This is a genomic window from Roseateles sp. GW821-FHT09H10 (genome assembly GCF_059415865.1).
This window is the reverse complement of sequence record NZ_JBWKOB010000002.1, coordinates 344,102-368,343: the sequence shown is the minus strand read 5'-3', so window position 1 is coordinate 368,343 and position 24,242 is coordinate 344,102. Positions and strand designations below refer to the sequence as shown.

The following is a 24,242-nucleotide window of genomic DNA, read 5'->3' as shown; positions in this document are numbered from 1 at the left end:
CGGCATCATGGCGGCATGTCCAAGTCTCAGAAGACCGAGCCGCAGTCGGGCGTGCTCGACTCGGTGATCGGCTACCGCATCGCCAAGGCCCGCATCACGACCCAGGCCCTGTTCGCCCGCCACATCGGCAAGCCCTTCTCGGTGCGGCCGGTCGAGTTCTCCTTGTTGATGCTGCTGCAGGCCAATCAGGCCCTGGCGCCCAAGGAGCTGAGCGATGCACTGGCCCTGTCGCGCCCGCACCTGACGCTGTTGCTGGACCGGGCCCAGGAGCGCGGTTGGGTCGAGCGGGAGCGCAGCCAGGTCGACCGCCGGTCCCAGCAGGTGCGGCTCAGCGAGGCAGGCGCCGCGCTTGCGGCCGATCTGGCCACGCGTGCGCCGGAGATGGAGAGCGAGCTGCAGCACAGCCTGTCAGCCGCCGAACGCGCCATGCTGATCGAGCTGCTCGACAAGGTCGCCGCGCATGGCGGCGAGCCGGTGGACGACGACGAGGCCTGAGCCCCGCCGTCTGCTTCACCAGGGCAGGCCGACGTAGTTCTCCGCCATCGCGGCCATGGCGCTGTCCGAGGTGACGAGGTACTCCAGCTCGGCGCGGTGCAGTTTCGCGTCGATCAGGGGCTCGTGCGGCAGGTTGTGCATCAGGCTGGTGAACCACCAGGAGAAGCGCTCAGCCTTCCAGATGCGCGACAGGCAGCGCGCCGAATAGTGCTCGATGCCGGCTTCGCTCTTCTCGCGGTAATGCTCGATCAGCGCCTGGGACAGGTAGTGCACGTCGGAGGCCGCGAGGTTCAGCCCCTTGGCGCCGGTCGGCGGCACGATGTGGGCGGCGTCTCCCGCGAGGAAGAGGCGCCCGAAGCGCATCGGCTCGGCGACGAAGCTGCGCAGCGGCGCGATGCTCTTTTCAAGTGACGGCCCGGTGACCAGGGCCGCCGCCGCGGCGGGGTCCATGCGCGAGCGCAATTCGTTCCAGAAGCGCTCGTCGCTCCAGTCGCCGACCTGCTCCGTCAGCGGCACCTGCAGGTAGTAGCGGCTGCGCGTGCTCGACCGCATGCTGCACAGCGTGAAGCCGCGTTCGTGGCGGCCGTAGATCAGCTCGTGCGACACCGGCGGCGTGTCGCTGAGCAGGCCCAGCCAGCCGAAGGGGTAGACCTTCTCATGCGTCTGGATGGCGCTGGCGGGTACGCTGGCGCGACTGACACCGTGATAGCCGTCGCAGCCGGCGATGTAGTCGCAAAATACCTCGACGCGCTCGCCATCCACCGTGCAGCGCGCGCCAGGGCTGTCGCCGTCAAAGCCGAACAGCTCGACGTCCGAAGCCGAGTACAGCGTCTGCTCGCCGGAAGCCTCACGGGCTTCCATCAGGTCTCGCGTCACCTCGGTCTGGCCGTAGACCATGACCGACTTGCCGCCGGTCAGCCGGCTCAGGTCGATGTGGTGGCGCTGGCCGTCGAACATCAGCTCGAAGCCGTGATGCACCAGCCCTTCGGCATGCATGCGCGCGCCGACGCCGGCCTGGTCCAGCAGGTCGACGGTGGTCTGCTCCAGCACGCCGGCGCGGATGCGGCCGAGCACATAGCCGCCGGTCTGGCGCTCGAGGATTAGATTGGCCACGCCGGCCTTGTGCAGCAGTTGGCCGAGCAGCAAGCCGGAAGGCCCCGCGCCGATGATGAGCACCTGGGTGCGCAGTGTTTTCATGAGTCGTCTCGAAGTTTGAGAGCAGCGGCTTCAGAGCTGCAGTCGGTCGCGCAGGTCGTACCAAAGGGCACCCATCGCGGTCAGAGGCACGCGCAGCAGGCGGCCGCCTGGGAAGGGGTAGTGGGGCAGCGACGCAAAGGCATCAAAGCGCTCCGCCTGGCCGCGGATGGCTTCGGCGAGCACGCGGCCGATCAGGTGCGTGAAGGTCACGCCGTGGCCCGAGCAGCCCTGCGAGTAGTAGATGTTGGGTGCCAAGCGCCCCACCTCGGGCAGGCGCGACAGCGTCAGCAGGAAGTTGCCGGTCCAGCCGTAGTCGATGCGTACGCCCTTCAGCTGCGGGAAGGTCTTCAGCAACTTCGGCCGCACGATGGATTCGACATGGGCCGGGTCGCGCGCGCCGTAGATGACGCCACCGCCGTAGATCAGCCGGCGGTCGGCGGACAGGCGGAAGTAGTCGAGCAGGAAGTTGCAGTCTTCCACGCAGTAGTTCGTCGGCAGGATCTCGGGGAAGCGATCGCCCAGCGGTTCGGTGGCGACGACCTGGGTGCCGCAGGGCATGGAGCGGGCGGCGAGCTGAGGCTCCAGCCCGCCGAGGTAGGCGTTGCCGGCGACGATGACGAAGCGTGCGCGGACGCTGCCCTCGGCGGTGTGCACGACAGCCGGGTCGCCGCGGGCGATGCGCACGACGGCGGAGTCTTCGTGGATGACGCCGCCCAGCGACTCGAAAGCCATCGCCTCGCCCTGTGCCAGGCGCAGCGGATGCACATGGCCGGTGCTGCGGTCCAGCAGCGTGGCGCGATAGCGTTGCGTGCCGACCTCGGCTTCGCTCTGCCTGGCGTCCAGCATCTCCAGCTCGCGGTGGCCGAAGCGCTCCCACAGTGCCTTGTGATGCTCGAGCTGCTTGACCTGTCTCGTCGTGATGGCCGCGAACATGCCGCCGGGCTGGAAGTGACAATCGATGCCGTAGCGCTGGATGCGCTCTTTGATGATGGCCGCGCCCTCGAAGGCCATGGCGCCGAGCGCGCGCGCGGCGGCCGTGCCATGGCGGGCCTCGATGACGTCGAGGTCGCGCGAGTAGCTGTGCACCAGCTGGCCGCCGTTGCGGCCCGAGGCGCCCCAGCCGACGCGTGCGGCCTCCAGCACGACGACGCGGTAGCCGGCCTCCGCCAGGTGGAGCGCCGTGGACAGGCCGGTGTAGCCGGCGCCGATGACGACGGCGTCGGCCTCGACGCTGCCTTGCAATTTGGGACGCGATGGCTGCGGCAGACCGCTGGCCGCGTAGAAGGACGGCGCGTGGCCGCCCGTGGGTGGGATTGTCTGCATGATGCTCAGCCGTCGATGCGAAGCCAAGTGGTCTTCAGCTCGGTGTACTTGTCGAAGGCGTGCAGGGACTTGTCGCGGCCGTTGCCGCTCTGCTTGAAGCCGCCGAACGGCACGGTGATGTCGTCGTCGTCGTACTGGTTGACGTGCACGGTGCCGGCGCGCAGTGCCCGCGACACGCGGTGGGCGCGGTCCAGGCCGCCGGTCCAGACGCTGGCCTGCAGGCCGTAGGGGCTGTCGTTGGCGATGGCGATGGCCTCGGCCTCGGTATCGAAGGCGATGACGCTCAGCACGGGGCCGAAGATTTCTTCACGCGCGATGCGCATGCCGTTGTTGACCGAGCGAAACACGGTCGGCTCGACAAAGAAGCCGCCACTCTCGCTGCGTGTGCGCTGTCCACCGAACGCCAACGCCGCGCCTTCTTCCTGGCCGGCCTGCACGTAGGCCAGCACCGAGCGCATTTGCGTCTCATCGACGAGGGCGCCCATGTCGGTCGTCTCCGCCAGCGGGTCGCCTGGCGTGTACTTGCGCGCCTCGTCGCACAGCAGCGCGACACACTCGTCCACGCGCGAGCGGTGCACCAGCAGGCGCGTCGGCGCATTGCAGGATTCGCCCTGGTTGAAGTAGACACTGCCGGCGGCCGTGCGCGCGGCGCGCTCCAGCTCGGCGTCGGCAAACACCAGATAGGCCGACTTGCCGCCCAGCTCGTTGTAGACGCGCTTGAGATTGGACTCGCTCGATGCGGCCAGCATGCGCCGGCCGATGCGTGTCGAGCCGGTGAAGCCGATGGCATCCACGTCGCGGTGCAGGGCCAGCGCCTCGCCGGCTTCGTGGCCGTAGCCCGGCACGACGTTCAGAACGCCCGGCGGCAGGCCGGCTTTCAGCGCCAGTTCGGCCAGGCGCAGCGCGCTGTAGGGCGACTTCTCGCTGGGCTTGAGCACCACGCTGTTGCCGGCCGCCAGGGCCGGACCCAGCTTCCACGCGGCCATGATGAGGGGGTAGTTCCACGGCACGATGGCACCGATGACGCCCATGGGCTCGCGCGTCACCAGGGCCAGCGCGTTGGCCGCCGTCGGCGCGATCTCGTCGTAGATCTTGTCGATCGCCTCGCCATACCAGGCGATGCAGTTGGCGGTGGACGGCACGTCCACCGACAGGCTGTGGGCGATGGGCTTGCCCATGTCCAGCGTCTCCAGCAGCGCGAGTTCGTCCTTGTGGGCCAGCAGCAGCTCGGCCCAGCGCTGCAGCACGCGCTTGCGGTCACGCGGCGACAGGCTGCGCCAGCGGCAGTCGTCGAAGGCCTTGCGTGCAGCACCCACGGCGGCATCGATGTCCGCAGCCTGGCCGCGCGCAACGTGGCCCAGCAGGCGACCGTCAACAGGCGAGTGCTTGGCGTAGATCTGGCCGCCCACGGCGTCGCGGCGCTTGCCGTCGATGAGCTGGCGGCCGTCGAAGCGTTGCGTGGCGGCGCGCGCGCGCCAGTCGATCTTGTCGGTCATGGCGGCTCCTTCAGACGTGCAGCAAGAGGTGTTCGCGTTCCCACGGCGAGATCACCTGCATGAACTCGGCGTGCTCGATGGCCTTGACCTCGGCGTAGACGTCGACAAAGCCCTGGCCCAGCACGTCGGCCAGGGCCTTCTCGCCCTTGAGCATGTCCAGTGCCTCGCCCAGGCTGCGCGGCAGGTCGTACTCGCTCAGGTAGGCGTCACCCGTGCACTCCACGGTGGGTTGGAGCTTCTGCGTGATGCCGAGGTAGCCGCAGGACATGGTGGTGGCCAGCGCGATATAGGGGTTCACGTCGGCGCCGATGACGCGGTTCTCGATGCGGCGCGCGGCGGGTGGCGACAGCGGCGAGCGCAGGCCCACCGTGCGGTTGTCGATGCCCCATTGCGTGTTGATCGGCGCGGCCGTGAAGCGGGCCAGGCGGCGGTAGCTGTTCACATAGGGCGCCAGCAGCGCCATGGCCGCCGGCAGGTAGCGCTGCAGGCCGCCGATGAACCAATGGAACTCGTCGCTGGCCGTGCCGTCGGCGTTGCTGAACAGGTTGCTGCCGTCGGCCATGCGCACGATGCTCTGGTGCACGTGCATGGCGCTGCCGGGCTCGCCGGCGATGGGCTTGGCCATGAAGGTGGCATACATGCCGTGGCGCAGGGCGGCCTCGCGCACCAGGCGCTTGAACATGAAGACTTCGTCGGCCAGGCCCAGCGGCTCGCCGTGGAAGAAGTTGATCTCCATCTGGCCGGCACCGATCTCGTGGATCAGCGTGTCGACGTTGAGCTCCATCTTTTCGCAATAGGCGTAGATGTCCTCGAACAGCGGATCGAACTCGTTGACCGCGTCGATGGAATAGGCCTGGCGCGAGGTCTCGGCACGGCCGCTGCGGCCCACCGGCGGCTTCAGCGGCAGGTCGGCGTCGGTGTTGCGCGCCACCAGGTAGAACTCCAGCTCGGGCGCCACCACGGGCGCCCAGCCGCGCCCGGCATACAGCGCGCAGACGCGCTTGAGCACGGAGCGCGGCGCGAAGGGCACGAGCTGGCCGTGGCGGTCGTAGCAGTCGTGGATGACCTGCACCGTCGGGTCCTGGGCCCAGGGCACGAGGCGGGCCGTGGCCGGGTCGGCGCGCAGCTCCATGTCGTGGTCGGTGGAAGCGATGACCTCGGTGTAGCGCGCACTGCTGGGGGCTTCACCGGTGACGCTCATCGCGATGGCGACCTCGGGAAGGCGCATGCCCTTGTCGGCGGCGAAGCGCTCGCGCGGCAGGATCTTGCCGCGGGCCAGGCCGGTGAGGTCGGGCACCAGGCATTCCACTTCGCCGACGCGCTGCTCGCGCATCCAGTGGTTCAGGGTGTTGAAGTCTTTGGGTTGGGACTGCATGGGGGATCTTGGGAGCGTGGGTGGCCCGCGGCCGGCGGCTGCGGGGTGGTTGAGCCGCTCAGAGACCCGGTGGCCGGTGCAGGTCGCGCCAGTCCTGGCAGGCCGCACCGAAGGCCTTCAGGATGGCGAGTGACGCGGCGTTGTCGGCCGCCTGCCACTCGGGATGCCATTGCAGGCAAAGCGCAAAGCCGCTGCCCACGGAGGCGGCCTCGACGAGGCCGTCCGGCGCACGCGCTTCGACGCGCAGTCCGGGGGCCAGGCGGTCAATGCCCTGGCCGTGGATGCTGTTGACGACGAGTTCATCGCCGCCCAGCAGCTGGGTGAGCAGGCCGCCGCGTTCGAGGTGCACGGGGTGCGACGGGCCGTACTGCACACCCACCGGCGCGTCGTCGTCGGCGCGGTGGTCGGCCAGGCCTTGCTGTTCGTGAACCGCCTGATGCAGGCTGCCGCCGAGCGCCACGTTGGTCTCCTGGAAGCCGCGGCAGATGGCCAGCAACGGCAGGCCGCGTGCAAGCGCCAGGCGGATCAGCGGCAGGGTCCAGGCGTCGCGCAGCGGGTCCAGCGGCAGGCTCTCGTCATGGATCTCGGCGTTGAACTGCGACGGGTGCACATTGGAGGCCGAGCCGGTCAGCAGCACGCCGTCTGCGAGGTCCAGCCAGGCTTCGAGCTCATCCGGATGCGCGGCCGGCACGATCAGCGGATAGGCGCCCGCCAGCCGCACGGCCTCGATGTATTTGCGGCCGGCCATGTGGAAGGGATGGTCGCCAAACATGCGATTGCAGGCCGGCACCAGCACGCGCGGTGCGTTGCGGGGCAGCGCGGTGGCGATGGGCAAGGTGGGGCTGAGGGACGTGCTCATTGGTAAAGGTCCCCGAGACAGAGGTATTTGGTCTCCAGGTACTCGTCGAGACCTTGGTGCCCGCCCTCGCGGCCGAGGCCCGATTGCTTGACGCCGCCGAACGGCGCCTCGGCCGTCGAGATGAGGCCGGTGTTGATGCCTACCATGCCGTACTCCAGCGCCTCGCCCACGCGCATCAGCCGGCCGATGTCGCGGGTGTAGAGATAGCTGGCCAGGCCGAACTCGGTGGCGTTGGCGGCGGCGATGGCCTCGGCCTCGGTGTGGAAGCGGAACACCGGCGCCAGCGGGCCGAAGGTCTCTTCCGTCGCGCAGCGCATCGCAGGCGTCGCGTCGGCCAGCACGGTGGGTGCGAAGAAGCGCTCGTCCACGCGTTCGCCGCCGGTCACCAGGCGCGCGCCATGGGCCAGCGCGTCGGCCACGTGGGCCTCGACCTTGGCCAGCGCGCCGGCATCGATCAGCGGGCCTTGCGTAGACTTCGAATCAAAGCCGCTGCCGGGCCGCAGGTCGTGCTTCACGCGGGCGGCCAGCCGCTCGACAAAGCGGTCGTAGATGCCGTCCTGCACATAGAAGCGGTTGGCACACACGCAGGTCTGGCCGGCGTTGCGGAACTTGGCTGCCAGGGCGCCCTCGACGGCGCTGTCCAGGTCGGCGTCGTCGAAGACGATGAAGGGTGCGTTGCCGCCCAGTTCGAGGGCCAGCTTCTTCAGCGTCGGCGCGCACTGGCGCATCAGGATGCGGCCGACTTCGGTGGAGCCGGTGAAGGACAGGTGGCGCACGACGGGGCTGTCGCAAAGCGCCTCGCCGATGGCGATGGAGCGCTCGCCGTCGGCCGTCAGCACGTTCAGCACCCCGGCCGGCAGTCCGGCGCGCTGGGCCAGCTCGGCCAGGGCCAGGGCCGACAGCGGCGTCTGCTCGGCCGGCTTGACGATGACGGTGCAGCCGGCCGCCAGCGCGGGCGCGACCTTGCGCGTGATCATCGCAATGGGAAAGTTCCACGGCGTGATGGCCGCGCAGACGCCGATGGGCTGGCGCAGGGTCAGCAGCCGCTTGGTCGCGTCGTGGCTGGGGATGATCTCGCCGCCGGCGCGTCGCGCCTCTTCGGCAAACCATTCGATGAAGCTGGCGCCGTAGATGACTTCGCCTCTGGCTTCAACCCACGGCTTGCCCTGCTCGGCGGTGATCAGCGTGGCCAGGTCGTCGGCATGCGTGTGGACCAGGTCGAACCAGCGGCGCAGCGCGGCGGCGCGCTCCCTGGCCGTCTTGGCGCGCCAGGCGGGCAGCGCGCGCTCGGCCGCGGCGATCGCGTCGAGCGCCTGGCGGGCATCGCAGTTCGCCACCTCGGCGATGACGCCGCCCGTTGCCGGGTCGTGGACCGCAAACCGCTCAGGCGGCGCCTGCCAGATCCCATCGACGAGGGCCTGGGTCTTGATCAGGGCCGGGTCGTTGAGGCGGGCGAGAGGCTCGGGGGACGTCATGGCGCCTCCTGCAGCGACGTGGCGACTTCCGCGAACGTTTCGGTCAGCACGGCCAGCGCCGCGTCGAACTGCGCGTCGGGAATTGTCAGCGGGTAGAGGAAGCGGATGACGTTGCCGTCCACGCCGCAGGTCAGCAGCAGCAGGTTGCGGCGCAGGGCCGCCTGCTGCACTTGGCGGGCGATGTCGGCGCTCGGGCGACGCGTTCTCGGGTCGACAAACTCGGCCGCCACCATGGAGCCCAGGCCGCGCACCTCGCTCAGTGCCAGAAAGCGCATGCGCTGCTCGTCCAGGTGGCGCATCAGTCGGCCGCCCAACTGCTCCGCACGCTCGCAAAGCCCTTCGCGCTGCAGCGCGTCCACCACCGCGTGGGAGGCCGCCACGGCCAGCGGGTTGGCGGCATAGGTGCCGCCCAGGCCGCCGGGGGCGGGCGCGTCCATCAGGTCCGCACGGCCGCAGACGGCCGACAGCGGCATGCCGCCAGCCAGGCTCTTGGCCATCGTGATCAGGTCAGCGCGCACGGCGTGGTGCTCCATCGCGAACATGCGGCCGGTGCGGCCGAAGCCGGTCTGGATCTCGTCGGCAATCAGCAGGATGCCGTGCTCGTCGCAGACTTTTCGCAGCGCCGTCATCAGCTCCGCCGGCGCGACGTGGAAGCCACCCTCGCCCTGCACGGGTTCGATGATGATGGCTGCGACGCGCCTGGCCTCGATGTCGCACTGGAACAGCCGCTGCAGCGCGGCCAGGCTGTCGCTGACCGCCACGCCGCGGCTGATGCACGGGAAGGGCAGGTGGTAGACCTCGCCGGGGAAGGGACCGAAGCCGAGCTTGTAGGGCGCGGTCTTGCCCGTCAGCGCCAGGCCCATCAGCGTGCGGCCATGGAAGCCCCCTCCAAAGGCGATGACGCCGGCGCGGCCGGTGGCGCAGCGGGCGATCTTGATCGCGTTCTCGACCGCCTCGGCACCGGTCGTGAAGAAGGCGGTCTTCTTCTGGCCTTCGATGGGGGCCAGGGCATTGATGCGCTCGGCCAGCGCGACTGCGCTCTCGTAGGGCACGATCTGGTAGGCCGTGTGCGTGAAGAGTTGCAGCTGCTGCTCGATGGCGCGGATCACGTCCGGATGGCGATGGCCGGTGTTGAGCACCGCGATGCCGCCGGCAAAGTCGGTGAACTCGCGGCCCTCGACATCCCACAGCGTGGCGTTCTCGGCACGCTCGGCGTAGAAGTCGCACATCACGCCCACGCCGCGCGGTGCGGCATTGCGGCGGCGTTGGTCAATCTGTTGGTTGGACTGCATGGTGTTTCAAGGGCCTTCGTGGGCCACGAATAGCTTGCGGGTCGGTTGCAGCACTTCCCAAGTGCCGCTGAAGCCGCGCGGGATGACGAAGCGGTCGCCAGCGCGCAGCGTGTGCGCGGTGCCGTCTGCATCGGTCAACACGCTGACGCCTTCGAGGATCTGGCAGAACTCTTCCTCGGTGTAGGCCACATGCCACTTGCCGACCTCGCTGTGCCAATGGCCGGCGCTGAAGTTGCCGGTGGCGTCGACGTAGTGCAGCCACAGCGTCTGCCGCGGGTTGCCTTCGATCAGCTTCTCGGGCGGCAGGTGATAGCCGCGTGACTCGACGGTGTCGGTGAAGCGATGCATGGCGGTCACACGTGCAGCAGCAGGTGCTCGCGCTCCCACGGCGAGATCACCTTCATGTACTCCGCGTACTCGATGTCCTTGATCTCGCTGTAGACGGTCACGAACTCGGGGCCGAGGATCTCGGCGAGGTCGGGCGACTGGCGCAGCAGCTCCACCGCTTCGCCCAGGCTTTGCGGCAGCTCGTGCTTGCCCAGGTAGGCGTCTCCGGTGCATTCGGCCGTGGGGGCGATGCGCTGCTTGATGCCGAGGTAGCCGCAGGCCAGCGTGGCGGCCAGGGCCACATAGGGGTTGGCGTCGGCGCCGATGACGCGGTTCTCGATGCGGCGGTTCTGCGCCGAGGCGATGGGCGAGCGGATGCCGACGGTCCGGTTGTCGGTCCCCCATTGCAGGTTGACCGGCGCGCCGAACTTGGCCGCGAGGCGCCGGTAGCTGTTCACATACGGGGCGAACAGCACCATGGCGGCGGGCAGGTACTTCTGCAGGCCGCCGATGTACCAATGGAACTCGTCGCTGGCGCTGCCGTCGGGCTTGCTGAACAGGTTGTTGCCGTCGGCGCGCAACACGCTCTGGTGCACATGCATGGCGCTGCCCGGCTCGCCGGCGATCGGCTTGGCCATGAAGGTGGCATACATGCCGTGGCGCAGCGCCGCTTCGCGCACCAGGCGCTTGAAGAAGAAGGTCTCGTCGGCCAGGCGCAGCGGGTCGCCGTGGAAGAAGTTGATCTCCATCTGGCCGGCCCCGATCTCGTGGATCAGCGTGTCGACGTTGAGCTCCATCTTTTCGCAGTAGGCGTAGATGTCCTCGAACAGCGGATCGAACTCGTTGACCGCGTCGATGGAGTAGGCCTGGCGCGAGGTTTCGGCGCGGCCGCTGCGGCCGACCGGGGGCTTGAGCGGCATGTCGGGGTCGACGTTGCGCTCCACCAGGTAGAACTCCAGCTCGGGGGCGACGACTGGCGTCCAGCCCTCGGCCGCGAACAGGTTGCAGACGCGGCGCAGCACCGAGCGCGGCGCGAAGGGCACGAGCTGGCCATCGGCGCCGTAGCAGTCGTGCAGCACCTGCGCGGTGGGGTCGGTGGCCCAGGGCACGATGTGCACGGTGCTCAGGTCGGGCGTCAGGTGCATGTCCCGGTCGTTGGCCGAGATGACGTCGTAGTAGGGGCCGTCCTCAGGGAAGTTGCCCGTCACGCCCATGGCCACGATGGCCTCTGGCAGCTTCATGCCGCGGTCCTCGGTGAACTTGGCGCGCGGCAGGATCTTGCCGCGGGCCACGCCGGTGAGGTCGGGCGCCAGGCATTCCAGCTCGGTCACGCCGTGCCGGTCCAGCCACTGTTCGAGGTTGGCGAAGGTCAGCAGTTCTCGTTCGGTCTTGTTCATGGTGAGGCTCAAAGCAAATCCAGCAGTCGGTACCAGGCCATGCCCAGTACCAGGGCCGGCGTGCGCAGCAGGCGCCCGCCGGGAAAGCGCCGGTGGCGCAGTCGTGAGAAGAGGTCGAAGCGGGCCGCGTCGCCGGCCATGGCCTGGGCGACGATGCGGCCGGCCAGGCCGGTCAGCGCCAGGCCGTGGCCGGAGAAGCCCTGCAGGTAGTACAGGTTGCTGTCCAGGCGGCCGAAGTCGGGGGCGCGGTTCATCGTGATGTCGACGAAGCCGCCCCAGGCGAACTCGACCGGCAGGTCGCCCAGCTGCGGAAAGGTCATGACCATGCGGCGGCGCATGGTCTCGGCCAGGTCACTCGGCGTGCGCGTGCTGTAGCTGACCTCGCCGCCGAACAGCAGGCGGTGGTCGGCCGTCAGGCGCAGGTAGTCCAGCACGAAGTTGGTGTCGCAGACCGCCGCGCGGCTCGGGATCAGCGCGTTGGCGCGCGCCTCGCCCATGGGCGCGCTGGTGATGATGTAGGTGCCGACCGGCATGATGCGCGGCTCCAGCTCCGGTGCCACGCCCTGCAGATAGACGTTGCCGGCCAGCAGGGCCTGGCGCGCGCTGACCTGGCCCTCGGCCGTGTGCAGCGTGACGGTGGCGCCGCGCTCGATGCGCGTGACGGCGCTGTGCTCGTGGAGGCGCACGCCGGCCTGGCGCGCCGCGCGAGCCAGGCCCAGCGCGTATTTCAGCGGGTGCAGGTGGCCGGAGCGCGGGTCGTAGACGCCGCTGTCATAGCGCGGGCTGTTGACCCAGCGGCGCATGTCCTGCGGCGCGATGCGCGGCATCTCGTAGCCGTAGAGGCGCTCGATGCGGTCGGCCCATTGCGACTGGGCGCGGCCCTTGCGCGGGGTGGTGGCCACGCCGATGAAGCCGTCCTGCAGGTCGCAATCGATGGCGTGCTTGCGGCAGCGTTCGCGCACCAGGTCCAGCGCCTCGATGCTCATGTTCCAGACGCGCCGCGCATCGTCCAGCCCGAGCTGGGACTCGATCTCGGCCACGTCGCAGGCCAGGCCGTGGATGAGCTGCCCGCCGTTGCGGCCGCTGGCGCCCCAGCTGACTTCCTTGGCCTCCAGCACCACGACGTCGAGGCCCTGCTCGGCCAGGTCCAGCGCGGCGCACAGGCCGGCCAGGCCGCCGCCCACCACGGCGACGTCGCATTGCACGCGCCCCTGCAGCGGCGGCTGCGCGGGCGTGCGTTGCGTCGTCGCGGCGTAGTAGGAGTGCCGGCTCAGCTCGAGGTCAGACTGGAGGAAGTTCATGGCGCACGCTGCGCATTCGGTTGGGTGATTACTGCGGAGAGAAGAGGAGTTCGCCGATGGCGTGCTCGTCGGGCGCCGAGGCGTCGAAGGGCATGTCGCCCCAGGCCAGGCGCTGGGCGGCGAGCGGGTCGTCCACCACGCGCGGCGAGAGGCCCAGTTCCATCGTGGCGCGGTGGGCCGTGTCGTAGCGCGGCCAGGCGGGCAGGTCCGCCGCGGCCGGTGCGCCGCCATGGGCGAAGGCCGTCCAGGCCTGCTGCATGCGCCGCGCCAGCAGCTCGCGGCCTTCGCAGCGGCCGGTGAAGGCGAGGGCGCTCGGGTCTTCCAGCGCGCCGAACAGGAAGGGCAGCTCCATCGCGTGGGCCGACTGGTAGGGCGCGACCTCGGACGTGGAGCGGTAGTTGAAGAGGTACATCCACACCGGCTGGGTCTTGTGCAGGTGCTCGGCCAGGCGGATGGACGGCAGGCGGAAGACCAGGTCGCCGGCGAGCTGGATGCGGCCGTCGTCGCCGAAGCCGTAGACGGCCTCGACGTCCGCGCTGCGCTCGCCCGCGACGTCGCGCAGTTGCGCGCTGAGTGACTGCGCCGGCTTGCGCAGCAGCGCCACGTCCTCGATCTCGGTCCAGAAGCGGATCTCGTCCAGCGTGGTGCCGATCAGCACCGGCACGCGCGGCGCATGGCCGTCGCGCAGACGGTCGATGGCGTGCTGCTGCAGCACCACACCGTCCACCGTCGGCCAGAAGGCGTTGTCGGCCACGCCGGAGTCGAACAGCTGCTGCTGCAGCGACAGCAGGTCGGCCGTGCGCAGGGCCTGCAGCTCCGGCACGGTCGTCGCGCCGGCCAGCGCCATGAAGGCTCGCGCCGCTTCCGCCGCGCGCACCGGGCTGCGGCCCAGCTGCGGCGACATGCTCTGCACGATGGCCTTGTGGAACAGCCCCTGCGCGGCCGGCATACCCATCAGCATGGCGACGCTGGCGCCGCCGGCGGACTCGCCGAAGACGGTCACGTTGTCGGGGTCGCCGCCGAAGGCCGCCGCGTTCTGCTTCACCCAGCGCAGCGCCTCGACCTGGTCCAGCAGGCCCAGGTTGCCGCTCTCGGCAAACTCCGGCCCGCCGACCTCGGCCAGATACAGGAAGCCGAAGGCGCCCAGGCGGTACTGCACCGTGACGACGACGACGTCGCCGCCGGCTGCCAGCGCCGCGCCGTTGTACCAGGCGTTGCGGGCGCTGCCCTCGATGAGCGCGCCGCCGTGCAGCCACACCATCACCGGGCGACGCCGGCCGTCCAGCGCGGGCGTCCAGACGTTGAGCGTCAGGCAGTCCTCGTGGATGACGTTGTTGCCGTTCTCGGTGACGTCGGTGCCCGCCAGCTGCGGGCAGGCCGGGCCGAAGTCCCGGGCCTCCCGCAGGCCCTCCCAGGCCGCGGCCGGCTGGGCGACGCGAAAGCGTCGTGGGCCAACCGGGGGCAGCGCGTAGGGAATGGCGCGGAAGGACAGGGTGCCCTGGTCATGCACGCCGCGCAGCCGGCCGGTGGCAACTTCCACCTCGGGGCGCGGTTGCGCACTTTTCAAGACGTGTTCGATCAGCCGCAGCTGGCGCGCGGCGCTGGAAGGGGACGACATGGGGACTTAGAACTTGTAGGCCGCGTTGAAGCCGACGGTGCGCGGGCGGAAGGTGGCGGCCTGCAGGGCGGGGGTGTCCGCCGTGCGCAGCAGCGTGGTGCGGCTGTTGAACAGGTTGTTCACGTACAGCGACAGGTCGACGGCGCCCATGCGCAGGCCGCTGTTCAGCGACACATAGTTCGTGGCCGGCGCTTCGTAGAGTTCGGGGCGGTAGTCGAGGTTGCCGACCGGGCCGGTGCGCTTGAACTTGCTGCCGTACTGGTAGTCGCCGCGCACATGGGCGCGCCAGCCGTTCGCCGTCGTCCAGCTGTACTCGGCGCCCAGCGTCACGTTGACGCCGGGGATGGGCAGGGACTGGCCCTTCTGCGACAGCGCCGCACCGGTGCCGATGGTGCTGCCGTTGCCGTAGATGGTCTCGGTGTACTGGGCGTCGGTGTAGGCCAGCGTGGCCGACAGCAGCAGCTGGCGGGTGGCGCGCAGTTGCAGCTGCAGGTCGCCGCCAACGCTGCGGGCATGGCCGGCGTTGGCGGTGAAGCCGAACAGGCAGCTCGGCAGGATGGAGCTGGTCTGGATGTTGCTCCAGTCGACGTAGTAGATGGAGCCCGCCACTTCCATGCGCTGGTCGAGCAGGCGGCTCTTGTAGCCGATCTCATAGCTCCACAGCGAGTCGCCCTGGTAGGTGCGCGGCACGTCGGTCACGCCCAGAGCGGCCAGGCTCGGGCCGCATTGCGGCACGGTGGCGTAGGACGGGTTGGCGCCGCCGACGCGGTCGCCCTTGGCGGCGCTGGCATACAGCAGCGAGGCGTCGGCCAGCTCGTGGCTGATCGCGAGCTTGGGCAGGTTGCTCTTGCCCTTCTGCTTGCCGTTGAAGTCGATGTCGCCGCCGGCAAAGGGCCCGCTCTCGAGGGTGCGGAACTCGAACTCGTTGCGGCCGACGCGCATGCCCAGGGTCAGCGTGGTCTTGGGCTGCAGCTTGATGTTGACCTCGCCGAACACGGCCTTGCTGCGGTCCCTCAGCGTGTCGTCCTCGGTGTAGGGGTACTCGCCGTTGGGGCCGGCGTTGGGCATGCCGAAGATGAAGATGGCCGGCGCGCCGAAGGCCGTCAGCGTGATGGGATCCAGGCTGCCGATGATGCGCTGGCTCATGGTCTGGTGGGCGCGCGCGAGGTAGACGCCGGCGACCCAGTTGACCTTGCTGTCGGCCGTCTCGTTGGACGAGACGCGGAACTCCTGCGCGGCATTGCGCTGGTTGGTGGCCTGGGTGCTGCGCAGCACGTAGTCGGGGAAGCCGGGCAGCACCTCGACCGGGCCGCCGGTCATGCTGCGCGGGTCGCCGGTGACGCTGGCCGGGATGACGTAGCTGAGGTCGTCGAGGCGGTTCTGCTTGCGGTCGTAGTAGGAGGTGACGGACTTGAAGGTCAGGTCCTCGCCTTCGTAGGTCACCGACAGCGCCGACAGGCTGAAGCGGTCCTTGGTGGGCTGGCGCAGCTTGTTGTAGGTGTTGAAGTGGCCGGCTTCCTCGTAATAGATGTTGCGGTCCTTCTCGTGGGTGCGCTGCATGTAGATCGACGGCGCAATGGTCAGCTCGGCGGTGGGCTTGATCAGCAGCGCGGCGCGGCCGACGGTGGCTTCGCTCTGGTTGCTGTCCTCGTCCGTCACCGCGCCGGTGGCGCGGTTGACGTGGTTCATGTAGCCGCCTTCCTGCTTCTTCCAGATGCTGGCTCGGAAGGCGACGCTGCTGTTGATGGGGCCGCCCGCGGCCACGCCGGCCTGGTAGGACATGTCGCCGCCTTGCGTGGTGGCGATGCCGGCCTTGGCCTCGCCGCTGAACTTGTCGAAGCGCGGCGTGGGCGTGATGAAGCGGATGGCGCCACCTTCGGCGCTGGAGCCGAACAGCGTGCCTTGCGGGCCGCGCAGCACTTCGACGCGGTCGAGATCGAACACCTGCGGATAGGCCGTCCCGCCGGTCAGCACGCTGAGGTTGCGGATCTGGATGGCGGCGTCGTCGATGTAGACGGCGGTGGTGGCCGCGCCGGCATTGGAGGCGATACCGCGAATGGCGATGTTGGGCGTGCCGAAGGGCGTGGTGGACGGCGTCGCGCTCAAGCCCGGGCTCAGGCGGCTCAGGTCCTGGATGCCGCTGACGCCCTGCTTGGTCAGCTGGTCCTGGCCGATGGCGCTCAGGCTCATGGGCACCTGCTCGGCGAACTGCGGGCGCTTCTGCGCGGTGACGACGACGCGGGTCAGCGAGACGGTTTCGCCGTCCTCCTTGGCCGGTTCGGCCGCGGCCGTCTGGGCCCAGGTGGTCGGGGAGCAGCACAGCAGGGCCGCGGCGATGGCGACGACGGAGGGGCGTGCCAGGGGGGCGGTGCGGGGGACGGAAGGATGCATGGAACCTCGCGGAGATGGATGTGGTGATTCGCGACTGCCTCGCCGTCTGTACTGCTCGAAGGTGGGAAGCGGCTGGACTTCAGGTTAGTCAGGGGGCGCTTGCGGCGCTTGTATGAAACGGGGGATTTCTGCGTCAGCCGCCGTGGCAATCCGCGCGCCGGATGGCGGGCTGCAACGTGGCGCTGGCCGTCAGGCCGAAGTAGCGGCGCACGGCGCGGCTGCCGTGGGGCGCGTCGTAGAAACCGGCCTCCAGCAGCGAGTCCTCCGCCCCATGCACGCCGATGCGGTTGGCGTCGATGAGACGGTGCAGGCGCGACCACATCTGGTAGCGCGACAGGCTCATGCCCGCCGCCTCACGGAAGGCCTTGCGCAGATGCTCGGGCGACCAGCGCACGCGCGCCGCCAGCTGGGCCACGCTGAGGCGGCCGGCCAGGTCTTCGCGCAGCAGCGTGGCGACGGTGCGCAGCCGCCAGTCGGCGTCGGGCTCGGGGGCTTGCGCCAGCAGCGCGGCGCGCAGGCGGGCCACCCAGGCGAGCACGGCGCCGCGGTCTGCGCCGCCGTGGCACAGGGCCTGGAACCAGTCGGGCTCCCAGCCAGGCAGGGCGGGCGGCGCCCAGGGCTGCAGCGCGTGGGCCTGGCAGAGCTGGGTCAAGGCCCGGCCCGCGGCGCTCAGCGGGTCGAAATAGAGGAAGGCGGCGCCGACTTGCTGCTCGGCATTGCAGCTGCTGCTGCCGGCTGCATGCAGCAGGGCCGGCGCGGACACCGGATCGGCGCCCTCGCACTGCACGATCAGTTGCGCGCCGGGCTGGGCCAGCAGCAGGCAGGGCGCCGCCATCTCGGAGTGCGAGTAGGCGCCGGATGCATCGACGTAGAGCAGCCAGTCATCGCCGACATAGGCAGCGGCTGGCGCTGTCGTCGTGATGAGGCGGGCACCCATGGCGTGGCTCGCTTCAGACCAGGCGGTAGATGTCGACGGTGACGCCGTCTTCGCTCTCGTAGCGGATCTCGCCGACGAAGACCGATTCGTTCAACCAGGCGTACTTGCCTGCCGGCGCCTGGAAGACCGGTGTGCACAGACAGCGGTAGAGCTCGGGCGCGGGCGGCCAGGACGGCAGGTCGCGCTCGTTGATGCCGGGCGCATAGCGCAGCAGCGCGCGGTTGCTGACCTGGATGACGGTGCCGTCGTCGGTGCGCAGGCAGTAGCGGGCGTCGGGCTGGCCGAGGCCGTCGCGGCGCTCCAGGTACCAGTCGGCGCCACCGGGCATGACGTCGCCGCGCAGCTCGCCACCTTCAAAACTGCCCTCGAAGCGACCGCTGACGATGGGGTAGTTCAGGCGCCGGCCTTCGGGGAAGTCGCCGACGACGATCTCGTCGCCGCAGACGACGTCCAGGCGCATGACCCAGGTGTTGGCCAGCGGCGCGATGGTGCGGGACAGGTTGTTGGCTTCGGACATGTCGATCTCTTTCAGTCGAAGCGGAACAGGTCGATGCGGACCTGGCCCAGTGCGGGGTAGTCGACGCGGCCGGCGAACACGGCCTGGTTCAGCCAGGCATAGGGCCCCTGCGGCGCCTCGAACACCGGCACGCAGTGGCAGCGGAAGGGACCTTCCTCGCTCGGGCCGCCGTCCGGGCCGGGCGCCGCCCACAGCAAGCCGCGGTTGTGGATGTTGATGAGCACGCCGTCATGCGTGCGCAGCGCATAGCGCGCGTCCAGCACACCCACGCCGTCGGCGCGGCGCAGGAAACGGTCCACACCGGGCAGCACCTCGCCGCTCAGCTCCGGGCCGAAGAAGCTGCCGCCGACGATGGGGTAGTTCTCGCGCAGGCCATCATCCGTCTGGCCGATGGCCTGCAGGGGCGCGCACTGCACGTCCAGGCGCATGAACCAGCGGCTGGCCAGGCTGGCCGGTGCGACAGCGCTCATGCGGCCACCGCCGCGGCTGTGGCGAGGTGGCGGTCCAGTGCGCGCACCAGCTCCAGCGAGTCGATGTTGATGGCCGACAGCGCATGCGGCGGCGAGGCCTGCTTGACGGACACCAGGCCGGTGTCGAAGTTGACGTAGAGCTGCTGGCCGTGGATGCCGATGGCCAGCAGGGCATGGCCGTTGAGGACATACCACTGACTCTTGTAGGACATCGGCCCCATCGGCGCGAAGTCGGGATTGGCGGCAAAGATGGCTGGGTCGCTGCCGGCCAGCAGGGTGTCGATGACAGCGGCGGGGATGACCTGCTCATCGCCCACGCGGCCGCGGTCCAGCAGCATCTGGCCGAAGCGGGCCATGTCGCGCAGCGTGGCGCTGAAGCCGGCGCCGGCCACGCCGCGGCCGAGCGAGTCGGCGATGAAATAGCCGTCGCGCTCGCAGCCCAGGCGTGCCCAGACTTGCGACAGCAGCTCGTGCGCGGCCATGCCGGTGGCGCGCTCCATGACCCAGGCCAGCACCTCGGTGACGGCGGTCACGTAGTCGAAGAAGCCGCCGTGCTCGCCCTTCTTGCGCAGCCTGGGCAGGAAGCTGTAGAGACTGTCCAGGCCGGCGTACTCGGCAGGCACCTCGGGCAGGTCGTCGGCATGGGGTGGCGTCAGGCCGCAGGCGAAGCCGAACTGCGAGCTCTCGGACAGCGGGTCCTCGTAGTCCTCGCTGTAGTGCACGCCCACGGCCATGTCCATCAGCTGGCGCACGGTGGCGTCGCCGAAGGCGCTGCCGCGCAGCTCCTCGACGATGTCCTGCGCTGGCGCGCCCTCATCGAGCCGGCCTTCGTGGACCATCCATTGCGCCAGCGTCCCGATCATCGACTTGGTCACCGAGAACATGATGTGCCGTGTCTGCGGCGTCTGCCCGTTCGCGTAATGCTCGAACAGGATACGCCCGCGGTGAAGGGCGATGAAGCCGTCGGTGTTGCTGGCGGCCAGGTGCTCGGCCAGCGAAACCTCGGCGCCGCCGACGCTGCGAAAGCGCAGGGCGGCGAGGCCGGCGTCGGTCTGGCGGGGCAGGTCGCGCGCCTGCGCAGGGGCCGGCACATCGATGGTGGGCAGCAGGCGGTTGATGTGCTGGAAGCTCCAGCGGTTCAACGACGGACGCATGAAGTTGCGGCGCGTGACGCGTGCCACGGGTGCGGGCGGAAAGCCGTGCATCAGGCCTTGCTCCTGCCAGCTCGGGGCCGGCTCTGCGTGTGTCTGCTCATAGGCGGCGCGGATCAGGGCGGGAATGTCGAAGGGCGGCTGGGACATGGTTCGGAAGGCTCCGGCAATGTGAACTGTTGTTCGCATTTTATGAACGATGGTTCGCATTGTGCTCTCAGGGTTTTCTTGGATCAGATTGCCTTCCTTCACCTGGCGCGCCCCGCCGCCGTGGCGTTTGTGCAGTATTCATCGCTGATGCGGCGCGTGCTGCGCTGTCGATCTACGCAGCAGCGTGCGAAGCGGCGATGCTGGTAGTCGCCGCGACGCGGGGGGGGCGCCGGCTCCGCTGAAGCAGGGAAAACACCTGCTTGGATGCGAAACAAAGTTCATATTAAATGGATCGCAGTGACGGCGCCTGCGTCACGCGCTGCATCGGCAGGCGTGACGCTCCAGCCGATTCAGCCCGCCTCTATCGCTACAGGTGCCTTCATGTCCTCCGCAGTTCTCCCCAACCACGGCCCGCTGGGCCGGCCCCAGTCCCCGCTCTTCATCGCCGCCATGGTGGCGCTGGGCTGCGTGGCCTTCACCTTCTTCCTCTGCACGCCCTTGCTGGTGGCCTTCATGGCCCAGCAGTGGGGCCTGAGCCCGTCGCAGGTCGGCTTCGTCGTCACCGCCGATACGGCAGGCAACACGATCGGCGCTTTGGCCGTGGCCAAGGGCATCCGGGGCTGGCCGATGCGGCGCATCCTGGGCGCGGGCATGCTTTGCATGATGGTCGGCAATGCCGTCATCGGCCTGGGCCTGGGCATGCCGGTGTCCATTGCCGGCGGCCTCTTCGCCGGCCTGGGCAATGGCGTGGTCAGCGCCTCGGCCATCGGCTTCCTGGCCTACAGCCGCGAGCCGCAGCGCAACATCGGCATCCTGGTGGTGTGCCAGAACCTGTATGCGATGGCCCTGATGGCCGTCATCCTGCCGACTGTCGGCGGGCAGTGGCAGGCCAGCGGCGCGTTCTTCTTCATCGCGGCGGTGGGCATCGTCTGCCTGCCGGCGATGTTGCTGTTCAAGCGTGGCGAGACCATTCCTGCGGCCTTTCGCGACGGCAAGATCAACAAGGCCGGTGTCTACCTGACGCTGCTGACGCTCTACACCTGCTACACCGGCGTCGGCGTGATCTGGACCTTCCTGGCCACGCTGGCCGAAAGCCAGGGGCTGGACAAGGAATATGTCGGCAAGGTGCTGGCCATCGCCAACTTCGCTTCGCTGGCAGCCTGCTTCCTCGTCAAGGCGATGGCGCGGCACAGCCTGTTCGGCTGGAGCCGCTTCGTCGTGGTCGTGACGGCCGTCGGCGCGGCGGGCCTGGCCATGCCGCTGACGCCCACCAGCTTTGCCGTCGCGACCGGCGCCTTCGTCGGCTGCTGGACGTTGACCGGCATCCTTGTGCCGACCCTCCTGCCGGTGTTTGACCCGGTCGGCCGCCACGCAGCGCTGACCCCCGCCGTCCTCGGCCTGGGCTACTCCACCGGCTCCTTCATGGGCGGGATCGTCGCCGAGGCGGCGTCGCCTCGCGTGGCCTTCATCGTCGCCGCGAGCTGCATCGCGCTGTCGGCTCTGCTGTTGTTCGTGCAGCGCTACTTCGTCGCCGCGCCGGACGCGCCCCAGTTGCCGCCGGCTGACCTGAAGCGCTCGACTGCCTGAACTGGCCGACGAGGCAAGACAAAGCCCGCCAATGGCGGGCTTTGTTGTTGGAGCGGGCTGAGGGGCTAGCGCGAGGCCAGCAGCCGCGTCGCCAGGGCCACGATGCAGACGCGGATATCGGCCACCATGCGTTCGTGGTCGACGGTGGGATCCATCTGGGCCGAGGCCATCAGGTGGTGGCAGGTCAGCGGGATGGTGCGCGCGACCGACCGGATGTCCTCGGGGTTGGCATGCGGCACATAGAACTTCAGCGCCGTCTCCATGGACTGGCCGACGCGCTCGCCGTGCCTGAATACCATCTCGTGCAGGGCTGGAATCGCCATCACCATGCCGAAGAGGGCGCCGATGCCGGGCTGGTCCTCGTAGACGGCGCGTGCGCGCTCCATCTGATTGGTCAGGTAGGAAAAGATGTCGAGGCTGCCGCCATGGCGGGGGTGCACGGAGTCGACGGCTTCGAAAACGCGGCTCAACCAGGACTCGAGCAGGGCCGCGACGATGGACTCCTTGTTGGGGAAGTAGCCGTACAGAGAACCGACGGACAGTCCGGCGGCTGCAGCGATGCGCTTGGTGGACAGGTGGTCCAGTCCCGCGCGGCGGATCTCGTCGTTGGCGGCCTTGAGCACCGCTTGCACGGTCTGCTGGCTGCGTGCTTGCTGCGGGATGCGGCGCACCGACACGCCCTTGCGCTGTCGTGGGGCGGGTTGTTCTTCCGGCGTCGTCTCGGCGGCGGCCTTGTTGTCGAGGGCGTTCTTCGGCATGCCGGCATGGTAGCCAAGGGGCTCGGCGGGCTCGCCCGTGGCCGGCGCTGCCTGAGTGCCGGCGGCGTCAGCGACCCGGCTTTCCTCGCCCACCGCCTTGTTCTTGATGCGAATCAAAGATCGCATTGTGTCCTCGATCTTCTTGGCGACATCCTCCTCTGTTGATGGAGGATTGCCTGGATCGTTGTTCATCTGCATTCCCTAGCTGCGCCGGCCTTATTGCGAACCAAGTGTCGCATTAAAACAAGGCGGAGGGACTCGCGTAAACCTGCTCTCGCACGCGGTTCCGTGCATCGGGGCTGGTTGCCCCACGGCCCACCGCGTCCAAGGATGCGGTCCTACACGTCAAACGTGGCGCCGGCCCGAGTATTCGTCTGCGCTCACCGCGCAAGGGAGTACGCCATGACCCTGCACCGCCTCATCGTGTCGCTGATGCTCGCCTGGACCGTCGTCTGGGCCTTGCTCTACGTCTCGGCCTTTCCGGCCGAGGGTGAAGTCGCGCCGCATCAAGGGGTGTCAGGCCAACAGGCAGGCCCAGGGGAGGCCGCTCCGATGCCCACCGGGAGCACGGAGGGCCCGGCAGAGCGCGGCAGTGATGCCGAATCGCTCCGCCATCTCGCCTGAAGCCCTAGCCCCGCAGCGACTGAGCCCTGTCCCTGCCCCGCAACCGCAGGCAATAGGCAATCGTCAGCGCAATCCCCGCCAGCACCGCCGCGCTGCCGCCGATCGCCGCAACCTGCAGCGGCGCGAACACGAACATCGCGGCATAGATGAACCCGCTGATCACGAAGGACCAGCCGCCGAAGCGCCTGACGCGGCGCGCCAGGGCGCCGGGCACGAAGGCCTTGGGCATGCGGTTGCCGAAGGAGGCGATCATCAGGCCGTTCATGCCGATGACCACCCGCGTGACCGTGTCGCTGTCGACATAGCCCAGCTTGCGCGCCCAGGTCGCGGCCAGCGCCACGACGAGGATGCCGACACCCCAGCTGAGGTCGGTGATCAGATCCTTGTTCATCGGGCGCTCCTGTGCTTGCGCGCGGGCGCGCCATCGCCCACGCCGAATGAATGGACAAAGCCCAGCAGCGCCTCTTCGAGCACCGAGAGCTTCAGGTGGTAGATGACGGACTTGCCGGCCTTCTCGGCGTGCACCAGGTCGGCCTCTTTCAGCACCGCGAAATGGGCCGACATGGTGGGCTTGGATACGTCGAACTGATCACTCAGTTCGCCCGCGCTCAGCGGCCCCTGGCGCAGCAACTGCAGCACCTGGCGCCGGGTGGGGTCCGACAAAGCCTTGAAGACCTGATTCATATTTAGATGATTGGCTAATCGTCTAAATAAGTCAAGCAGGTTTTTCTGCGCTGCGCAAAGCGGGGGCGGTGGCATCGGCTAACGCCGCTGTCCATGCATGAAGACGGCGCGTCTGCAACGGGAAAAGTGCCGAAGGCCGGACATCCCGTTTCAACGGATCTGCGCCCCTCGGCGCATGCCGAACATTTGAAACCAAGCCCCCCGTTGCGTGGAACGCGAGTGAAACGGCCGGCTTTGAAGATTCATCCCGTTCCTTCTGAACTTCAACGCGTCAGGCCACACCGGCAGGACGCAGCCAGGTGCAGAGGGCACGAACAACTCCCCACCCCCCCATCCATCAAGGAAAGAACCATGAACAAGCAACTCACCCTCTCCAACGCCGCCCGCTTCGACCTGAACAGCACGGGCCTGACGGAAGCCCAGCTGAAGGCCATCGCCGGTGCCCGCCCCGCCGACAAGACCCAGATGGTCACGTCCGTCGGCATCACCAAGTGCTGCTGGGGCTTCTGAGCCAGCGCTCCTCACCCACAACCCTCTCTTCATCACTTCGAGATCACCATGCAAAAGACCATCGCCCCCCGTTTCGACCTGCGTTCCACCGGCCTGACCGAGGCCCAGCTGAAGGCCATCGCCGGCGCCCGTCCGATGGACAAGACGGCCACGGTCACGTCCGCTGGCGTCACCAAGTGCTGCTGGGGCTTCTGAGCCAGTCGCGCATCCATCACCTCTCTCTTCAACCTTTCGAGATCACCATGCAAAAGACCATCGCCCCCCGTTTCGACCTGCGTTCCACCGGCCTGACCGAGGCCCAGCTGAAG

Annotated in this window: 24 protein-coding genes; 5 read left to right on the top strand and 19 right to left on the bottom strand. The window is 68.9% G+C overall.

All coding sequences use genetic code 11. The features are described 5' to 3' along the window. Positions 1 to 15: 15 nt before the first annotated feature. Complete coding sequence (locus AC07OY_RS09605) at positions 16 to 495, top strand: MarR family winged helix-turn-helix transcriptional regulator (protein WP_495042335.1); 480 nt, start codon at positions 16 to 18, stop codon at positions 493 to 495. A 15-nt stretch (positions 496 to 510) separates the two neighbouring features. Here the strand turns inward: AC07OY_RS09605 and pobA are convergent, their stop codons facing one another. The 16 genes from pobA to AC07OY_RS09525 form a co-directional block, all read right to left on the bottom strand. Then, on the bottom strand, positions 511 to 1,683 hold the full coding sequence (gene pobA, locus AC07OY_RS09600; RefSeq protein ID WP_495043518.1) for a 4-hydroxybenzoate 3-monooxygenase: 1,173 nt from the start codon (positions 1,681 to 1,683) through the stop codon (positions 511 to 513). Between the two features lie 39 nt (positions 1,684 to 1,722). Next, positions 1,723 to 3,015, bottom strand: coding sequence for an NAD(P)/FAD-dependent oxidoreductase (locus AC07OY_RS09595; RefSeq protein ID WP_495042334.1), 1,293 nt, complete (start codon positions 3,013 to 3,015; stop codon positions 1,723 to 1,725). A 5-nt stretch (positions 3,016 to 3,020) separates the two neighbouring features. After that, positions 3,021 to 4,511: an aldehyde dehydrogenase gene (locus AC07OY_RS09590; RefSeq protein WP_495042333.1), complete on the bottom strand. Its 1,491-nt coding sequence runs from the start codon at positions 4,509 to 4,511 to the stop codon at positions 3,021 to 3,023. Positions 4,512 to 4,521: 10 nt separating this feature from the next. Beyond that, positions 4,522 to 5,886: a glutamine synthetase family protein gene (locus AC07OY_RS09585; RefSeq protein WP_495042332.1), complete on the bottom strand. Its 1,365-nt coding sequence runs from the start codon at positions 5,884 to 5,886 to the stop codon at positions 4,522 to 4,524. A 58-nt stretch (positions 5,887 to 5,944) separates the two neighbouring features. Continuing rightward, entirely contained in the window at positions 5,945 to 6,745 is an 801-nt protein-coding gene (locus AC07OY_RS09580) for a gamma-glutamyl-gamma-aminobutyrate hydrolase family protein (RefSeq protein WP_495042331.1), read from the bottom strand. Continuing rightward, positions 6,742 to 8,220: an NAD-dependent succinate-semialdehyde dehydrogenase gene (locus AC07OY_RS09575; protein WP_495042330.1), complete on the bottom strand. Its 1,479-nt coding sequence runs from the start codon at positions 8,218 to 8,220 to the stop codon at positions 6,742 to 6,744. Before AC07OY_RS09575 ends, AC07OY_RS09580 begins: the two co-directional genes overlap by 4 nt. After that, positions 8,217 to 9,512 carry a 4-aminobutyrate--2-oxoglutarate transaminase gene (gabT, locus tag AC07OY_RS09570; RefSeq protein ID WP_495042329.1) on the bottom strand — a complete coding sequence of 432 codons (1,296 nt, stop codon included), beginning with the start codon at positions 9,510 to 9,512 and terminating at the stop codon, positions 8,217 to 8,219. Before gabT ends, AC07OY_RS09575 begins: the two co-directional genes overlap by 4 nt. 6 nt (positions 9,513 to 9,518) lie before the next feature. Continuing rightward, on the bottom strand, positions 9,519 to 9,860 hold the full coding sequence (locus AC07OY_RS09565; protein WP_495042328.1) for a cupin domain-containing protein: 342 nt from the start codon (positions 9,858 to 9,860) through the stop codon (positions 9,519 to 9,521). Positions 9,861 to 9,865: 5 nt separating this feature from the next. Beyond that, positions 9,866 to 11,236 carry a glutamine synthetase family protein gene (locus AC07OY_RS09560; protein ID WP_495042327.1) on the bottom strand — a complete coding sequence of 457 codons (1,371 nt, stop codon included), beginning with the start codon at positions 11,234 to 11,236 and terminating at the stop codon, positions 9,866 to 9,868. 8 nt (positions 11,237 to 11,244) lie between these two features. Next, positions 11,245 to 12,537: an NAD(P)/FAD-dependent oxidoreductase gene (locus AC07OY_RS09555; protein WP_495042326.1), complete on the bottom strand. Its 1,293-nt coding sequence runs from the start codon at positions 12,535 to 12,537 to the stop codon at positions 11,245 to 11,247. A 28-nt stretch (positions 12,538 to 12,565) separates the two neighbouring features. Beyond that, complete coding sequence (locus AC07OY_RS09550) at positions 12,566 to 14,155, bottom strand: carboxylesterase/lipase family protein (RefSeq protein WP_495042325.1); 1,590 nt, start codon at positions 14,153 to 14,155, stop codon at positions 12,566 to 12,568. 6 nt (positions 14,156 to 14,161) lie between these two features. Next, the gene (locus tag AC07OY_RS09545) at positions 14,162 to 16,546 is read right to left on the bottom strand and encodes a TonB-dependent receptor (protein WP_495042324.1); all 2,385 of its coding nucleotides are present in this window, start codon (positions 16,544 to 16,546) and stop codon (positions 14,162 to 14,164) included. Between the two features lie 133 nt (positions 16,547 to 16,679). Next, positions 16,680 to 17,483 (bottom strand): helix-turn-helix domain-containing protein, encoded by an 804-nt coding sequence (locus AC07OY_RS09540; RefSeq protein WP_495042323.1) that lies wholly within the window; start codon positions 17,481 to 17,483, stop codon positions 16,680 to 16,682. Positions 17,484 to 17,496: 13 nt separating this feature from the next. Then, positions 17,497 to 18,000, bottom strand: coding sequence for a DUF3237 domain-containing protein (locus AC07OY_RS09535; RefSeq protein WP_495042322.1), 504 nt, complete (start codon positions 17,998 to 18,000; stop codon positions 17,497 to 17,499). A gap of 11 nt (positions 18,001 to 18,011) precedes the next feature. Then, positions 18,012 to 18,470, bottom strand: coding sequence for a DUF3237 domain-containing protein (locus AC07OY_RS09530; RefSeq protein ID WP_495042321.1), 459 nt, complete (start codon positions 18,468 to 18,470; stop codon positions 18,012 to 18,014). Further along, positions 18,467 to 19,771: a serine hydrolase domain-containing protein gene (locus AC07OY_RS09525; RefSeq protein ID WP_495042320.1), complete on the bottom strand. Its 1,305-nt coding sequence runs from the start codon at positions 19,769 to 19,771 to the stop codon at positions 18,467 to 18,469. The genes AC07OY_RS09530 and AC07OY_RS09525 overlap by 4 nt, the downstream gene beginning before the upstream one ends. 381 nt (positions 19,772 to 20,152) lie before the next feature. Here AC07OY_RS09525 and AC07OY_RS09520 point away from each other — a divergent pair, with 381 nt between their 5' ends. After that, positions 20,153 to 21,358 (top strand): MFS transporter, encoded by a 1,206-nt coding sequence (locus tag AC07OY_RS09520; protein ID WP_495042319.1) that lies wholly within the window; start codon positions 20,153 to 20,155, stop codon positions 21,356 to 21,358. Positions 21,359 to 21,423: 65 nt separating this feature from the next. Here the strand turns inward: AC07OY_RS09520 and AC07OY_RS09515 are convergent, their stop codons facing one another. After that, entirely contained in the window at positions 21,424 to 22,242 is an 819-nt protein-coding gene (locus tag AC07OY_RS09515; protein WP_495042318.1) for a TetR/AcrR family transcriptional regulator, read from the bottom strand. Positions 22,243 to 22,518: 276 nt separating this feature from the next. Here AC07OY_RS09515 and AC07OY_RS09510 point away from each other — a divergent pair, with 276 nt between their 5' ends. After that, positions 22,519 to 22,740 carry a hypothetical protein gene (locus AC07OY_RS09510; protein ID WP_495042317.1) on the top strand — a complete coding sequence of 74 codons (222 nt, stop codon included), beginning with the start codon at positions 22,519 to 22,521 and terminating at the stop codon, positions 22,738 to 22,740. A gap of 4 nt (positions 22,741 to 22,744) precedes the next feature. On the opposite strand, the gene AC07OY_RS09505 is transcribed toward AC07OY_RS09510, so the two are convergent. Together AC07OY_RS09505 and AC07OY_RS09500 are read right to left on the bottom strand one after the other, a co-directional pair. Beyond that, entirely contained in the window at positions 22,745 to 23,131 is a 387-nt protein-coding gene (locus AC07OY_RS09505) for an SdpI family protein (RefSeq protein WP_495042316.1), read from the bottom strand. Beyond that, complete coding sequence (locus tag AC07OY_RS09500) at positions 23,128 to 23,424, bottom strand: autorepressor SdpR family transcription factor (RefSeq protein WP_495042315.1); 297 nt, start codon at positions 23,422 to 23,424, stop codon at positions 23,128 to 23,130. The genes AC07OY_RS09505 and AC07OY_RS09500 overlap by 4 nt, the downstream gene beginning before the upstream one ends. A 351-nt stretch (positions 23,425 to 23,775) precedes the next feature. On the opposite strand from AC07OY_RS09500, the gene AC07OY_RS09495 reads away from it, so the two are divergent. Both AC07OY_RS09495 and AC07OY_RS09490 read left to right on the top strand, forming a co-directional pair. Then, complete coding sequence (locus tag AC07OY_RS09495; protein WP_495042314.1) at positions 23,776 to 23,934, top strand: hypothetical protein; 159 nt, start codon at positions 23,776 to 23,778, stop codon at positions 23,932 to 23,934. A 48-nt stretch (positions 23,935 to 23,982) separates the two neighbouring features. Further along, the gene (locus tag AC07OY_RS09490; RefSeq protein ID WP_495042313.1) at positions 23,983 to 24,129 is read left to right on the top strand and encodes a hypothetical protein; all 147 of its coding nucleotides are present in this window, start codon (positions 23,983 to 23,985) and stop codon (positions 24,127 to 24,129) included. The last annotated feature ends 113 nt before the right edge of the window (positions 24,130 to 24,242 follow it).